Genomic DNA, 14537 nt, shown 5'->3' on the forward strand with positions numbered 1-14537 from the left:
GTACAAAAGATTATGGAGAGATGGAGGGGGATGGAGAGATGGAGGGATGGAGGGATGGAAGGGAACTACTTTAAAACGGCGATGGTGACGAGGAGCTGGCCGGTGTGGCGCATGGTGTGTTCAGCAATATGAAAGAGAAGCCCGATTACCGTGGAGGGGAATTGTTTTCTGCCTACACCTCTTGGTTCGGTAAGTGATTCGGTGGTAAAGTTTGTCAGGGCCTGGAGTGATGTGTCAAACTGTTTGTTCAAATCTGAAAGCAGCGTTGACAATGTGATGGTGGGGTCAGAGATTCCTTCTGATTTCAGGAACCGCATCTGTTGGTCAGAGAGCTGGTTTCCGCCGGCATAGGTAAGCAAACGGTCATGCACACCTGCTATATGTTTCAGGTGAAAAGCTATGGATGCTTTTCCTCCCGGCGTTTTCCAGAGCATATCCTCCGGCAAGCCAGCGATCATGGCATTGATCTCATCCTGCGCCTGAAGAAGGGCATGGGCTACAGGTTGAAGCAAAGGGATGATATTTTCTACTGGTCCGCGCAGCCAGCGTTCCGGTAAGTTCTGACTTTCCATAACCTAAAGATAAGTGGGAAAAATTAAGGTGGTGGGAGCCCGGTCTAAGTCTAAACCATGTGTGAAGTATGTGTGGTTCCTGTGTAAAACGGGCTGTTTTAGCATGGTTCACACATGAACGGCGCTTGTATTGTACAAAGAGAAAGCCACCCAAAAGGGTGGCCATCCACTATATAATCATTCACGCATAAGTACTTCTCTACTATCTATTCTCTATTGACCATTCCCCTGGCTCATTCCGCCTCTGCAACCACTTCTTTCACTTCAGGGATCATGCGCTTCATCATGCCTTCGATGCCGGCCTTGAGGGTGATCATACTGGAAGGGCATCCACTGCAGCTACCCATGAGCATCAGGTTTACAACACCATCATTATAGCTCTTGAACTGGATAGCGCCGCCGTCCATTTCAACTGCCGGCTTAACATAGTTCTCTAGTAATTCCTTGATACGCTTTACCACATCATCATCATCGGCCAGCACTTCGTTGCTGCCCTGGGGTTTCATATTGGCAATTTCTTCTTCGTTCACCACAGCCTTACCCTCTTCGAGATAATCTTTGAGGAACTGGCGGATGGAAGGGATCACATCATTCCATTCTGTTTCACTTGTTTTGGTAAGTGTCACGAAGTTGCTGGCGATGAATACACTCCTGATAAAGGGGAAACCAAACAACTCTGTTGCCAGAGGTGAAGGTTTAGCGCTTTCCATATCGGGGAGGTCGATGCTTTTACCTGGATAGAGAAGCTTGTTGGCAACAAACTTCATGGTCTCCGGGTTAGGCGTCATTTCTGTATAGATACTGATAACAGGATTTCCGGTCTTAATCATAATTCAACTGATTTACATGCAAAAATAACGATTCGTAGCAGCTAATGTTTGTGAATTAAGGAAAACTTAGTGGTTACAGTCGCCCTCATGGCAATGATTTGCCATTCTGCAGAGCCTGAAATTGCGGTAATGGGCATAAACGATAAGTATGACCGCCGGAACCAGGAACCAGAGCTGGAGCTCATGCCAGGTTTGTTTGGCGAGCAGTAAAAGAATGCCCAGGGAGAAGAGAATTGAGGGGGCAAGCCGGTGATGGTGTTTTTTGTAGCCATGATAGAGCGAATGGCTGCCCACGGCGAATGCCAGCACGATCATCAGGTATTCAAAAGCCAGGTTATCTATGATATTGATGCCAAAAACAGGCAGGCTGGACAGCACCAAAGGCAGTACCGCGCAGTGAATGGCGCAGGCCAGAGAGGCGGTTATTCCAAGGGCGTCCCAATTGATTTTAAATGACATGAGGAGTGCAAAAATAATAAGATGCAACTTTGTTGCAAAATATTTCTTCTTTTGCAGAGTATTGGAACTAAATAGCCCCGCCAGGTGTAAATTTGTATATCATGAATAAGAGAACCCTGTTTTACGTAGCTTTTTTTGTTCTGCTTAGTGTTGGATTTATGTATGCCATGACCCGGTTTATCCCCGGTTTTGGCGATGTGAAGATGCCCGTTCTGAGTTATGTGCAGCCTTTCAGGTTCCTCGACCAGAACGGCAAGGAGTTCAGCCAGCGCGATGTAGAGGGGAAGGTGTATGTAGCTGAATACTTCTTTACCACCTGTACGGGTATCTGCCCCAAGATGAACAATAACATGAAACAGGTTTTTGATAAATACAAGGGGGATGCGGGTTTCATGATATTATCCCACTCAGTTGACCCTGAAACAGACTCGGTTGGGAGGATGCGGGTGTATGCCGATAGTTTGGGAGTGAATGGAGGAAACTGGCATTTCCTGACAGGAAGAAAGGACAGTCTGTATTATGCTGCCAGGGTGAGCTACCTCCTTGATGATCCGGAGAATAATAATGAAAAGATAGAAGACCAGTTCATCCATACACAGTTCTTCGCGCTGGTAGATAAAACAGGACGGGTGAGGCGTATTTATGATGGACTTAAATCTGAAGAAGTGGAAGCACTGATAAAAGATATACCGGAACTTTTGGAGGAACCGGCAGCAACCGGTCCAAGGTTCACCAATAGCCTATTCAATAACAATCCGCAATAAACCTATATGGAAGAAGCCATATTGAATATTCTCAAACGTAACCAGCTGAGTGTAACCGGCAGCAGGCAAAGGATCCTGGAGCTTTTTTTTGGTCAGCAGGGCGCGCTTGCTCACGGTGATATTGAGAAACGAACCGGTGAGAAGTTTGACCGGGTAACGGTTTACCGCACGCTTCAGGTATTTCTGAACAAGGGAATTATCCATACTATTCCCACTACCGATAACAGTATCCGTTATGCGCTATGTAAGGACGAATGTGAAGAAGGTCATCACCACGATAATCATGTGCATTTTGTTTGTGAGAAATGTGAGAATACAGTTTGCCTCGATGAGGTTACCATTCCTGAGATCTCATTGCCTAAGGGCTACGAAACCAGGCAGGTGGAGGTGATTGTGTCGGGGGTCTGTAAGAAATGTGAAACAGGTAAGAGGTAAGAGGTGAGAGGTAAGGTAAGAGGTAAGATTTGGGGAAAAATAAAGCCCCGATGTAGACACACCGGGACTTTTGGTTAAGGCTCTGATTAGTAGCTATTTTAAAAGAAGCTGCTTTTGATCGGCTGAGCTTCTAAGTGTTTTCCTGTACAAATATATTGCGAATAATTAAATCCAGCAACTTTTATACATACCCTAAACTGGGTATTTTTCGAAGTTTTATGGCAGTTTGTTCATCTCCTGGCCCACAAAATCCATCAATGTTTTAACACGGTCGGGACTAAGGTCAAAAGAAATTCCGGCTGCCTGGTATAATTCGGGTAAGGTTCGGGTTCCACCAAGTGATAATGCCTTCATATAATTGTCAAGCGCCAGCTCCTTGTTTTCCTTGTACTGCATCCACATGGCGATTGCACCTAACTGTGCAATACCATATTCGATATAATAGAATGGAACTTCAAAGAGGTGCAACTGCCTTTGCCAACTGTATTTGCGGTATTCTTCCAGTCCCGACAGATCAATAACCCCTGTAGCAAATTCATCATTGATAGCCACCCAGCGTTCAGCTCTTTCTTCAAGTGTATGATTGGGGAATTCGTATACCCAATGCTGGAACTTATCGATGATAGCGATCCATGGGAAGATGGTAATGACTCTTTCCAGTTGGTGCTCCTTTGCGCGCAGGAGTTCTTTTTCATCATCGAAGAAGCTATGCCACTGGTCCATGCTGAAAAGTTCCATACTCATACTGGCGACCTCAGCAATTTCCATGGGGTACTCCTTGAAGGCGCTTAGTTCAAGTGGGTGCGCGAGGAAGGAGTGGACGGCATGACCACCTTCATGTACCATGGTAGTAACATCATGCATTTGTCCGGCGGCATTCATAAAGATGAAAGGTGCGCCGGTTTCAGCGAGCGGACAATTATATCCACCTGGTGCTTTTCCCTTGCGGCTTTCCAGATCGAGGCGACCCATTTTCTGCATGGTGACGAGGCAATCGGCAAAGAAAGGTCTGAGCTTCCGGAAACAGCTGATGGTTTTTTCCAACAGTTCTTCGCCGGTATTGAAGGGCCGCAATGGTGTTATGCCTTCCGGTTCGGCTTCTGTATCCCAGGGGCGGAGCGTATCGAGGCCCAGCTTAGCTTTTTTCTTTTCGTAGATGGCGGCAACGAGTGGAACAACATGTTGTTTCACTGCTTCATGGAAGGCGAAACAATCTTCCTTGGTATAATCAAAGCGACCCATCTCCGCGAATTTATAATCGCGGTAGTTGGCGAATCCTGCATTCAGCGCAACCTGGTGCCTTTTCTGAATCAGGGTAGTATAGAGTTCATTAAGCTGTTCACGATCGGCATAACGGCGATCCTGTATCAGGCGGTATGCCTCTTCACGGATTTTCCGATCAGGGTTTTCAAGAAATTTACTAGCCTGTTGAAGGGTGTATTCCTTACCCTGGATGGTAACCGACATCTTACCAGAGATCACCCCATACTGCTGTGCCATAACGCTGAGGTCGGCCTGGAGGGGAATATTATCTTCCCTGAAAAGGTCGATCGATTTCTTTACACTACGCAGGTAAGTGAAATACTGATGGGGGTCGAGTTCTTTACTATATGGACTGTCGATCAGTTTGCGATTCAGCTGGTCGGCATAGGGCTGGATCTTAGGCTGGATCTCCATCACGAAATAGGTGAAAGCGTCTTCGAGGGTTTTGTTTTCTGTATCACAGGTCATGCGAATTTGACGCCAGCAGGCGTCTTCACTCACCACGGCTTCCAGTTCACTACAATCTTTCATCCATTGCTCAAGCTCAGCGCCGGAAAGGATTGGCCTTTCTGCGAGGTCACGGAAATAAGGTTCCAGCGCCTCCCATGTGGTTATAGAGAAATCCGAAGGCAGGAAATGCCTCTCGGGGGGTGTTAATTGGGCGGTAGGATTCATATATCCGTTGTTATACTTCTCACTTCTTTTTAGCGGCCTTCTTCGGCCTGGCAGATGCAGTATCTTCTGTTTCTGTGTCTTCAGCGTCAGCTTTCTTTGCAGGAGCTTTCTCTTTTGCTGCAGCAGTTTCTTTTGCAGGAGCTTTCTCTTTTGTGGCAGCCTCAGCTTTAGGAGCTGCTTTCTTCTTAGCTGCCTTAGGCTTTGCCTCTGTTACTTCAGCAACTTCTTCTTCAGATTCTGCTTCCTCTTCTGCCTCTTCTTCAGAACGCTCACTCAGCTTGATCTCCACACCAGATTTCTGGAGCGACTCAAACCATTTAACCATCTTTTTCATGTCGCTGGAGTATACGCGCTCGAAATCCATATCGGGATATACTTCGCCGAAATAGTCTTTAAGAGCGCCTGCATCTTTTCCATCAGGAAGCTTTGTTTTGCTTTTTTCCATCGCCTGGAAAATTTCCACCAGGTTCACGTTATCACGAACGGTATATATCTCGATACTCTCCAGGTGAGAGAAGTTGTGTACACGGGAAGAAACGAATTTGGTAGACTTATCGTCAAGGGAACGAACGATGGCGCCATCGGTTTTGCTGGCAACAAGTTCAAATAATCCGGGCAACCCGGTAACGGCAATGATTCTGTTGTATTCCATAAATGAAAATTATTGGGGAGGTGCAAGATAATGCAAATCAGGCATCCATCCATTCCTTGAACCCGGCGGTCTGTTGGCTGCTCACGATAACTTCTTCAGGGGCGTTGGGCTCCGCCTCCACGAGGAGTTTGCCTTTGCCTTGTGATCTGAGTTTCCGGATAGCATTGATACTGGCCAGGTATTTACGAATCAGTCTAAAAAACTGTGCCGGGTCAAGTTCTCGGTTTCACGGCCCTTTTTTCATTGTTGATGGCAGCTAACCTGGCCATGTTGGTATTGATGGGGGCCATCATTGGGTTATGGAGGTAGTATCAAAAAACTTGTGCAACTTCAAAATAAAAATATGGTACAACAACATTCCGTCAGTTGGTTTGAGATTCCGACCACTGATATCAATCGGGCGCAGAAGTTTTATGAAACCATCCTGGATATTGAGATGGTGCCAATGAATTTTCCGAGCATGCAGATGCGGATGTTTCCTGTGCAGGATCCGATGGGTGGAGGTATTAGTGGTGCACTCACGCATGCGCCTGAATTTTACCAGCCCCAGCAAAATGGGGTGCTGGTTTATCTCAATGCCAATCCTGATGTACAGCTGGTGCTAGACAGGATAGAAGCGGCGGGAGGCAAGATCGTGGTGCCAAAAACCGAGGTGAGTCCGGAGATCGGTTATATGGCTGTTTTCATCGATTCTGAAGGGAATAGGGTAGCTTTACATTCGATACCTGTAGGTCAGTCCCAGCCATAAAAACGAAGCCATATGATTGCAAAGGATTGGAGCCGGTTCATTGTGCGCATTAATGTAAGATCAACACGCCAGCAGATCTATGCCGCCTGGGCAACCAGGGCTGGAATAGAAAGCTGGTTTCTTCGTTTATGCGAATACGTTAATAAGGAGGGTGTAGCCCTTGAGCCTCATATTGCAGCAGGTACTGGTGATCGTTATACTTTCTTATGGCATGGTTATTCAGATGAAGCTGTTGAAAGGGGAACTGTTCTGGAAGCTAATGGCCATGATATATTCCGGTTCAGTTTTGGCAAGGCGGGCAACTGCACCGTCCGCATTTTGCTTGCGGGTGATGAGCAGATCGTGGAACTGGAGCAGGATAATATTCCAACTGATGAAGATTCGAAGTTTATGTACCATGAGGGGTGTTCTTTGGGATGGACCTTTTACCTGACCAACCTTAAAAGCATTTTAGAGGGAGGCCTTGACCTCAGGAACCGTGATGTGAACCTGCAGAATATGCTCAACTCCTGAATATGAAAACGATCCTTATTTTGACTTGCCTTTTTTTTGCATCATTTAATATACTAGAAAGCGAAGGGGTCAGGCAGACAAAAAAGGATATCACGCGTTTACTGAATCTTGAAGGCTTATGGGCAAGGAGTACTGCCAAGGGGGAGCGTTATGAAGAGTGGAAAAAAACCGGTGCAGAAAACCTGATGGGCAACGTCTACAGCATTAAGGGAGGCGATACAATTGTAAGCGAACGCATCAACCTGGGAAGGAAGCAGCAGCAGATCGTTTATGTGGCAACGGTAGAAGACCAGAATGAAAAGAAACCTGTTGCATTTTTCCTCACCAGGGCTGAAAAAAATAAATACGTATTCGAGAATCCCACCCATGATTACCCGAAAAGAATTGTGTATGAATTCATCAGCATTGATTCACTCCATGCATGGGTGGATGGTGGAGAGCAGGATCCCGGCAAGCGAGTCAACTATTATTTCAAACGATTAAAATAGCGCCATATGTCAACAGATCCCGTCAACGACGCCATGCAAAGTCAGATCAGAATGTCATGTGCACCCAAATAATTTATTTATGAACGGGTGAGTTTTATCTCCATGGTCTTAATGCGTTACTCTTAGAGGGGGTTGGCCGGGTTCCATTCACCATCATCTTTAGCCAGCTTTTATGCCATTCTCCCGGTGTCATATAGTCGCGGAAAGCTTTCATCTGGTCATCCTGAGAAGGTGTTTGTGCAAGCAGGAATGCTGAAAAGAAGAGAAGAGAAATACAGCAAAAAAGAAGCTTTTTCATATTCCAAAGTTTTGGGAAAGGTTCGAAGTGATGAACCTGATATGTGAATAAAATTTCATATATTCAACAACAACCCCTGGCCTTGAAAAGACCTTATCCCCAGAAGCCGCTATTTTCAGTGATCCTGAAAAGGATTTTCCGGGCTATGCTTTGTTTTTTCTTCCTGGCCTGGGCGCAGGATGCGGCTGCCAGGCAATTCCATTCCACTTTATATACAGTTAATGAAGGTCTGCCGGTTACCTATGTTTTTTGCATTTACCAGGATCACTATGGATTTATCTGGGCGGGTACACCTAATGGGCTGAGCCGCTTCGATGGAAGGCGTTTTGTGAATTATGATATGTCGCATGGACTACCCTCTTTAAGGGTGGATTGTGTATTCCAGGATAGTCGGCACCGGCTCTGGGTAGGCACGCGATATGGCATGGCGCAACTATTGGGAGAGCGGTTTAAAGTATATAGTACCAATGATGGTGCGGTCATCAATTTTGTTTCAGCGATCTGGGAAACTTCGGAGGGAGAGATATGGGCACATACCGATGTAGGGGTATATCGATTTCATGACAGCAGCTGGATAAAGCTGAGCTTATTTCCCGGTTATCACGACCGGCATTGCCGTATGGCGGTGGAAACAACATCAGGACTTGTTTTATGTTATCCCGACTGTATTGTACTGAGCCGGAAAGACAGGAGCTGGAAGATGATAGAGCGAAAGCCCTTTGGCGACCCCTATTATAACCGCCTTGTTCAACATGGTGGGAAGGTATATGTAAATACGAGACGATCACTTTACCAGGTAAAAGAAGACGGCCTGGTAAGCATCGTGAACCATGCTAACGGCGTAGGTCATTTCAATTATTTTATTGATTCGCAGAACCGGCTCTGGAATACGAGTAAGGGTCAGGAAAATGTCATAAGGATATCAACGCCGTGGAACTGGGAGCAGGAGCAAAGCAGTCTGCCCGCTGTTTATGGGCAGGTGAATGGGATCATGGAAGACAGATCGGGCAATATCTGGATGGCCACGCAACATGGACTGCTTAAGCTGCAGGAAACATCATACAGGGAGGTTTTTAGGGAGCAGGATTCGGTGGTTGATATTACTGCTTCGGCCACGCTGTTGCATACAGGAAATATATTGTTATCAGATGGCCGTCGCTACCGGCTGTTGGATCGCGGCACGCTGAAGACGAGCCTTCTCCCCGAGCGAGGCGACCTGGTGGATCATGTTGCATATGATAAAAAGAATACAACATGGATGCTCACACGAAATGTATTATTGCTCCAATATAAAGATGGCCGCGTTGAAGATCATAGTAATTTATTGGAAAGTTTTGCACCCAATTATTTCAATAGTTGTATCTATGACAGCCTGCATGGAAAGCTGCTCATCACGCTTGATTCGATATTGGTGGAAGGAGATGAAACAGGATTCAGAAAGATACCATTGCCATCTAAACTTGTGAGTGGTCCAATGAATATGCAGCTCAGCCAGGCAGGAGGCGGGAGAAATCTTTTATTCATACCACAGCAGGGTTTATTTGAATTAATGCCTGACAATAGTTTCAGACTTTTACTTTCATACCCACAGCGGGAATATGTATCCATATATAGCAATGCGGGCATGGATGGCAGCATCTGGATGGCGGTGCAGGGGAGGGGATTAAAGGAGTACCTATTCAATGAAAAGGGAACGCTGAAATTGGTTGACAGTGTGAGCAGGAAGGAGGGTTTGCAGGGAAACCTGGTGACTTCCATGGCAACCGACAGGAAGGGCAGGCATTGGGTGCAGACGCCATCGGGGCTTGACCTGTTATGGAAAAATGAAGCGGGACGATGGACAGTTTATAATTACAGCAAGGCCAGGGGGTTGCGATCAAATAGCTGGGACCTCGGAAAAGTATTAGCTGATGGTGATGGGCTGATATGGTCTTCAACATTGAATAATCTATTAATGATTGAGGCGGCAACCGTAGAGATGAATATTATGCCGGTATCGGTAGTTATTGAGGCCATTTATGCCGGTGCTGATGGAAGAAAACTGCAGGCGCTGGGAACTGGCGGCGCGGGCTATTTTGATCTCCCCAACAAACCCTCGTTGCGGTATGGAGATAACACGATAAAAATCAATTTTGCGGGATTGGCCTATACCGATAATCCTGATATAAAATATTCCTATAAACTGGAGCCGATCCATGCCAACTGGACAACAGGCAGCAACAATGAATCAGTGACATTTGTAGACCTTGGCGCGGGCAGTTATACTTTCAGTGTACGCGCGCGTGATGGTGCGGCGCCATGGAGTGAGGTGGCACAGTGTAGTTTCCAGATCATGCGGCCGGTCTGGCAGGAATGGTGGTTCATAACCAGCATACTTTTATTTGTGGCAATACTGGGGTATAGGTTCTATGCATTCAGGATGCAACAGATGAAGCAACTGATGGCAATGCGAACAAGGATCTCGCGCGACCTGCATGATGATATCGGTGCCACGCTCAGCGGCATATATCTCTATAGTCATCTAACGCACCAACAAATCAGGAACAGTCAGCAGGTTGAGGCAGAAGCATCACTTAAAACCATACAGGAGTCATCGCTGGAAATGGCCGACCGGTTAAATGATATAGTGTGGGTAGTGAATCCCGATAATGATGACCTGTCTAAATTAATGAAACGGTTAAAGGAGTATACAGTGGGGATAGCAACGGTGAAGCAGATCACCACGGTGATGAAACTTGATACGGAGGTTGAGAAGATCAAACTCAGTATGCTGGCGCGGAAGAATATTTATCTTCTTTTTAAGGAAGCGATAAACAATGCGGTAAAATACAGCAATTGTCATTCGCTTCATTTTATGGTGGGCATGCAAAACAAGGAACTGGAGTTTGTACTGGAAGATGACGGTGAAGGATTTAATGAGATTGAAGTGATAAAAGGCAACGGTTTGAATAATATGGAGAAGAGGGCAGAGGAGATGGGTGCAGAATTAATGATAAATTCTGGTTCGGGAAAAGGAACAACCATTACACTTCATTTGAGAATCACCTGATGGGGTATTGCGAATTGAAATTATAAGCTGGAAATTATTAACCATGGAAATCCGCGTTCTCATATACGAAGACAACAAGATGGTACGTGATGCCATGCAGATCATTTTGAATGGTTCGGCAGGGTACTGCTGTTGTGGTGCTTATGCCGATGGCAATCACTGGGAGCGTGATCTCAATGGTATAAAGCCTGATGTGGTGTTGATGGATATAGAGCTACCGGGAATAAACGGGGTGGAGCTCACACGCAGGATCAGGGAGCGGTTTCCTGAGGTGAAGGTGCTTATCCAGACAGTGTTCAATGACAGTGATAAGATCTTCCGGGCAATATGTGCAGGGGCAAGCGGGTACCTGCTCAAAACAGATCCACCGCAGAAATACCTGGAAGCTATCAATGAAGTTTATAATGGAGGTGCTCCCATGAGTTCATCGGTAGCGAGCAAAGTGCTGCGCTTTTTCACCCATCACAATGTTATCCTCGTTTCACCTGATGGAATAAATTATCACCTCAGTGAAAGAGAGAAATATATTCTCCACCTTATGATAGAGGGGCATGATTTCAAATCAATTGCCGCCCTTGCTTATATAAGCTATGAAACGGTAAGAAGTCATGTTAAGCAGATCTACAAGAAACTACATGTTGCCGGCAGAACAGAAGCCATTATGAAAGCGATACAACAAGGGCTCTCCTGACATAAGAATTCACCCAATGGGTGATGGTAATAAAGAGGACAATTTCACACTTTGTGTGGTGACTGCCCTTCCTATTGTTCATTCTAAACCTATCAACATGAAAAAGTATTCCTTCTTTTCTCTTCTCCCCATTCTGTTCTTCTTATTAATGATAAGCAGTTGTAAGAAAGACCAGTTTGATGTTGAGGCCTCGCAAAAGGAGCTTGGCAAGAACAGTGACCTCTCTGGCCATTTAAAGCAAACCAAAACCTACTCTTCTGAGGTGGTACAAAGCTGGATTCAGATGCAGCTTGACCTTGTTCGGGTACCAGGAGGGGCAACCGGATTTCCTCGTCCCGCTTCAAATTTTGCCTATTGCGGCATTGCCCTGTATGAGGCAGTTGTTCCCGGCATGCCAGCCTACCAGAGCCTGGTTGGGCAGCTCACTGATTTTAATCCTGATATGCCGGAAGCAGAACCGGGTAAGGCCTATCATTGGCCGAGTTCAGCCAATGCGGCACTGGCCTATATGAACAGGAATATCTTCACCAATGCAACGCCAGCCCAGCAGAATGCTATAACAGCGCTGGAGAATTCAATCGCAGCCGGTTTTTCAGATGTGCATCCGGATATACTTGCCAGGTCAGTAGCTTTTGGCCGTGCGGTAGCCAAAGAAGTATTGGACTGGGCGGTTACAGATGGAAGTTTTACACCACGTGATCCCTATCAGCCACCTGTGGGCCCGGGACTGTGGGCGCCAACGCCACCAAATTTCCCTGGGGCTATTGGTCCCTATTGGGGGCTATTCCGTGTGCTTGTGCCGGGCAGCCTCGCCGGATCAGCACCACCACCTCCACCTGCCTATTCAGAAGATCCCTCATCAGAATACTATGCCATGGTGAAAGAAGTTTATGATATCTCACAATCACTAACTGAGGAACAAACTGCCATAGGATGGTATTATGCTGATGTTCCCGGTTATGTGGGCGGATCGCATTATATAGCTATTCTGATGCAGTTGTTAGATCTTGATGGCTCTGCTCTCGACAAGGCTGCGCTGGCCTATGCGAAATCAGGGATAGCTTCTGCCGATGCGCAGGTGGGATGCTGGCACGCAAAGTATCAATACAATGTAGAACGTCCTATCAGGTATATCAGGGAGGTGCTTGGTCATACAGGATGGAATCCATTATTCAATACACCTGGCCATCCGGATTATTTATCGGGCCATTCAACTAACGGGGGTGCTGTAGAGGTGATGTTCAGCGACCTGTTTGGTCATGATTTTGCGTTTTCCAATCATACCTACGATTATAAAGGATTTGCTCCAAGGCACTATGATAATTTCACGGATATGGCTGTTGAAATTGGCAAGGCAAGGGTATATGCGGGTATACATTACACCAGTTCCTGTGTTGAAGGTCGGCTACAGGGAATGAAGGTTGCTCAGAATGTTCTGAACACGCTTCAGTTCATGAAGTAGATGAAGATTGATTCAGAAACGGGATATTGTAAAGGCGGGCGGCTACTATTGTTGTTGCAGCCATCCATAGAGGCGATATGCATCGGCGGGGTCAAACAGTTTTGTACCGGGCTGCATGGTAGCGGCTGTTCCACAGGCGATGCCAAATCGGATCATATTTTCGAGTGATTCATTTTTCATGAGCTGGTAGGCCATTCCCGCCACCATACTATCACCGGCTCCCACAGTGCTGATCTTTTTCACCGTGGGAGCCGGTACCAATAAATGACTGCCGGGGGTTACCATCAGTGCACCCTGTGGACCCATGGATACCACCACCACTTCACAGCGGCCTTCATGCAGCAATTGTTTTGCGGCACCCAGCACCTGGTCGGTTTCAAGATGATCGCGGCCCGCAAGTTGGCTGAGTTCGTTTAGATTGGGCTTAAGGAGATAAACGCCCGCCCTTGCAGCCAGCAATAAGGGCTCACCGGAACAATCAATGATGCACCTGATTCCATTTCGCTGTGAATAGCTGGCTACACGTGCATAGAAGCCGGGAGCAAATCCGGGAGGAAGACTACCGCTGGCAATGATCATCTCCGGCTTTTCTTGAATGGATGCCAGTGCATCGAGGATAGCGTCTTCCACTTTGGCTGAAAGGGTTGGTCCGGGTAGTACAAGCCGGTACTGGCTGTTACTGCTGGTTTCCAGGAGCACCACATTTTCTCTTGTATCGCCATGGATGGGAACGGCGAAATATTGAATACCCGCCTCCTGCAGACATTTCTCTAACTGCATGCCATTGATGCCACCACTGGTGATGATGGCCTTATTGGGAGCGCCAAGCCGCGAGAGGGCCTTGCTTACATTGATGCCACCACCGCCAGCCTCCACCACCATTTCCGTACAGCGCATTTTCTTTTCCGCCACCAGCTTTTCAGTGGAGGTACTTTTATCAACCGCGGGATTAACGGTAATGGTGAGGATCATGGCGGTTACTTAATTTTTATTAAGGTCCGCCATCACCGCCTCGATTCGTTGGATCATGGTGGTTTGGTCGGTATAGCCTCTGGCTATGAGGAAGAACTTGCTCTCACTCACCTGCACCAGCACGCTGGGATAGCCGTTCACCTGAAGTTGCTTTACGAGCTGGAATTCATAATAGGCCTTCTCGCGGTATTCTTCGCTGTTGAGGCGGCTAAAGAAATCCTCCGCCTCGAAATTGTATTTTTCTATCAGGTGACGGTAAGCTTCATTGTCGCACAGATCACGGCCCTCAAAGTGCAGCGCATACTGGAGGTCGGCAGCAAATTCAACCTGCCTGTCGGGGAAATATTCCTTAAGAATGCAGAGAGCAATTGCCGGCTTCTCTGAGTTGGGATACCAATCGCTTTCAGATGGGTTAAAGATATGCCAGAGATAATCTTCACCGAAACGCACACCGGTAAGCTCTTCAATGCCCTTATAGGCCTCGCTTATATAGCCCGCTACAACGCTGATGTGGCGAGGCTCTTCGGGGAGTATCATCCCACCCGACAATACTTCAAAAGCTATCTGGTCGGAATAAAGTTCTGCCATTTTTTTCATCACGGGACTGAAACCATAGCACCAGCCACAATACGCATCATAACAGTAGTAGATCGTAGGAGTCATAGT

Annotated in this window: 16 protein-coding genes and 1 pseudogene; 8 read left to right on the forward strand and 9 right to left on the reverse strand. The window is 46.8% G+C overall.

Going from position 1 to position 14537, the window contains the following annotated elements:
* Positions 1–65: 65 nt before the first annotated feature.
* The 3 genes from HY58_RS08000 to HY58_RS08010 form a co-directional block, all read right to left on the reverse strand.
* On the reverse strand, positions 66–572 hold the full coding sequence (locus HY58_RS08000; protein ID WP_039130317.1) for a DinB family protein: 507 nt from the start codon (positions 570–572) through the stop codon (positions 66–68).
* 233 nt (positions 573–805) lie between these two features.
* Positions 806–1402, reverse strand: a complete 597-nt coding sequence (locus HY58_RS08005) for a NifU family protein (protein ID WP_039130320.1) — start codon at positions 1400–1402, stop codon at positions 806–808.
* A 66-nt stretch (positions 1403–1468) separates the two neighbouring features.
* Positions 1469–1861, reverse strand: a complete 393-nt coding sequence (locus HY58_RS08010; protein WP_039130322.1) for a MerC domain-containing protein — start codon at positions 1859–1861, stop codon at positions 1469–1471.
* 101 nt (positions 1862–1962) lie between these two features.
* Here HY58_RS08010 and HY58_RS08015 point away from each other — a divergent pair, with 101 nt between their 5' ends.
* Entirely contained in the window at positions 1963–2625 is a 663-nt protein-coding gene (locus HY58_RS08015) for an SCO family protein (RefSeq protein WP_039130324.1), read from the forward strand.
* A gap of 6 nt (positions 2626–2631) precedes the next feature.
* Complete coding sequence (locus tag HY58_RS08020; protein WP_039130327.1) at positions 2632–3060, forward strand: Fur family transcriptional regulator; 429 nt, start codon at positions 2632–2634, stop codon at positions 3058–3060.
* 216 nt (positions 3061–3276) lie between these two features.
* Here the strand turns inward: HY58_RS08020 and HY58_RS08025 are convergent, their stop codons facing one another.
* From HY58_RS08025 to HY58_RS20005, 3 genes and pseudogenes are all read right to left on the reverse strand, one after another.
* The gene (locus HY58_RS08025; RefSeq protein ID WP_039130329.1) at positions 3277–4998 is read right to left on the reverse strand and encodes a M3 family oligoendopeptidase; all 1722 of its coding nucleotides are present in this window, start codon (positions 4996–4998) and stop codon (positions 3277–3279) included.
* Positions 4999–5017: 19 nt separating this feature from the next.
* Positions 5018–5650: a DUF5606 domain-containing protein gene (locus tag HY58_RS08030; protein WP_039130331.1), complete on the reverse strand. Its 633-nt coding sequence runs from the start codon at positions 5648–5650 to the stop codon at positions 5018–5020.
* Positions 5651–5687: 37 nt separating this feature from the next.
* Positions 5688–5858, reverse strand: a pseudogene (locus HY58_RS20005) (LytTR family transcriptional regulator DNA-binding domain-containing protein); the annotation flags it as partial.
* A 135-nt stretch (positions 5859–5993) separates the two neighbouring features.
* On the opposite strand from HY58_RS20005, the gene HY58_RS08035 reads away from it, so the two are divergent.
* From HY58_RS08035 to HY58_RS18815, 3 genes are read left to right on the forward strand one after another with little or no spacing between them, the layout of a single operon-like run.
* Positions 5994–6398, forward strand: coding sequence for a VOC family protein (locus tag HY58_RS08035; RefSeq protein WP_039131065.1), 405 nt, complete (start codon positions 5994–5996; stop codon positions 6396–6398).
* 12 nt (positions 6399–6410) lie between these two features.
* Positions 6411–6911: an SRPBCC domain-containing protein gene (locus tag HY58_RS08040; RefSeq protein ID WP_039130333.1), complete on the forward strand. Its 501-nt coding sequence runs from the start codon at positions 6411–6413 to the stop codon at positions 6909–6911.
* A gap of 2 nt (positions 6912–6913) precedes the next feature.
* Positions 6914–7399: a DUF6265 family protein gene (locus HY58_RS18815; RefSeq protein ID WP_052323947.1), complete on the forward strand. Its 486-nt coding sequence runs from the start codon at positions 6914–6916 to the stop codon at positions 7397–7399.
* Between the two features lie 94 nt (positions 7400–7493).
* Here the strand turns inward: HY58_RS18815 and HY58_RS19460 are convergent, their stop codons facing one another.
* Positions 7494–7697, reverse strand: coding sequence for a hypothetical protein (locus tag HY58_RS19460; RefSeq protein WP_156123618.1), 204 nt, complete (start codon positions 7695–7697; stop codon positions 7494–7496).
* Between the two features lie 43 nt (positions 7698–7740).
* Between HY58_RS19460 and HY58_RS08055 the strand changes: the two genes are divergently transcribed.
* The 3 genes from HY58_RS08055 to HY58_RS08065 all read left to right on the forward strand — a co-directional run bounded on the left by HY58_RS08055 (position 7741) and on the right by HY58_RS08065 (position 12899).
* Positions 7741–10746, forward strand: a complete 3006-nt coding sequence (locus HY58_RS08055) for a sensor histidine kinase (RefSeq protein ID WP_039130338.1) — start codon at positions 7741–7743, stop codon at positions 10744–10746.
* A gap of 43 nt (positions 10747–10789) precedes the next feature.
* Positions 10790–11437 carry a response regulator transcription factor gene (locus HY58_RS08060; RefSeq protein ID WP_039130341.1) on the forward strand — a complete coding sequence of 216 codons (648 nt, stop codon included), beginning with the start codon at positions 10790–10792 and terminating at the stop codon, positions 11435–11437.
* A gap of 97 nt (positions 11438–11534) precedes the next feature.
* Entirely contained in the window at positions 11535–12899 is a 1365-nt protein-coding gene (locus tag HY58_RS08065; protein WP_172644622.1) for a vanadium-dependent haloperoxidase, read from the forward strand.
* 45 nt (positions 12900–12944) lie between these two features.
* On the opposite strand, the gene HY58_RS08070 is transcribed toward HY58_RS08065, so the two are convergent.
* Both HY58_RS08070 and HY58_RS08075 read right to left on the reverse strand, forming a co-directional pair.
* Positions 12945–13871 carry a 1-phosphofructokinase family hexose kinase gene (locus tag HY58_RS08070; protein ID WP_039130343.1) on the reverse strand — a complete coding sequence of 309 codons (927 nt, stop codon included), beginning with the start codon at positions 13869–13871 and terminating at the stop codon, positions 12945–12947.
* A 9-nt stretch (positions 13872–13880) separates the two neighbouring features.
* Entirely contained in the window at positions 13881–14534 is a 654-nt protein-coding gene (locus HY58_RS08075) for a DsbA family protein (RefSeq protein ID WP_039130345.1), read from the reverse strand.
* Between the last annotated feature and the right edge of the window lie 3 nt (positions 14535–14537).

Origin of the sequence: Flavihumibacter sp. ZG627 (assembly GCF_000814325.1) — a bacterium.
In the GTDB taxonomy this organism is placed as follows: Bacteria; Bacteroidota; Bacteroidia; order Chitinophagales; family Chitinophagaceae; genus Flavihumibacter.